The following is a 753-nucleotide window of genomic DNA, read 5'->3' on the forward strand; positions in this document are numbered from 1 at the left end:
GTTAAAGTAAATGTACCAAGAGATAGAAAATCTGAATTTGAGCCTAAGATAGTCAAAAAATATGAAACAGTCTGCAGTGAACTTGATAAAAAAGTTATAGGTTTATATGCAAGAGGTATGTCTGTAGATGACATAAAATCGGAAATAGATGAACTTTATGGGGTGGATATATCTCCTGCAATGATATCCAAAATTACGGATAAAGTTATGGATACAGCTTTGGCATGGCAAAATAGGACCCTTGATCCAATGTATCCCATAGTATATATGGATGCTCTATATTTTAAAATCAGGGATGAACATAGGATTGTAAATAAAGCTGCTTATGTTTGTATGGCCCTGGATATAAAAGGTCATAAAGATATATTGGGTATATGGATTGGCGAGCAGGAAGGAGCAAAATACTGGCTGTCTGTATGTAACGATCTTAAAAACAGAGGTGTTAAAGATATTTTAATAGCATGCATGGATGGACTTAAAGGACTTCCGGATGCAATTAAAGTAGTATTTCCTGAAGTTAACATACAAAGTTGTATAGTACATCAGATAAGAAATTCCATAAAATATATACCATCGAAAAATATCAAGGCTTTTATGAAAGATTTAAAAGATGTATACAAAGCAGTTAATGAAACGATGGCAAGACAGGCATTACAATCACTGGAAGAGAACTGGGGAGATAAATATCCTGTAGTTTTACAGTCATGGCAAAATAACTGGGAAAATCTATCTACATATTTTGACTTTCCTCAA

At 33.3% G+C, this 753-nt stretch carries 1 protein-coding gene; it reads left to right on the plus strand.

From position 1 onward, the window contains the following. Window positions 1-753 (plus strand): IS256 family transposase (locus tag AB8S09_RS15765; protein ID WP_369869558.1); only part of this gene is annotated, 753 nt, incomplete at both ends.

The organism is Clostridium lapidicellarium (assembly GCF_041224415.1).
GTDB lineage: Bacteria > Bacillota > Clostridia > Clostridiales > Clostridiaceae > Clostridium_B > Clostridium_B lapidicellarium.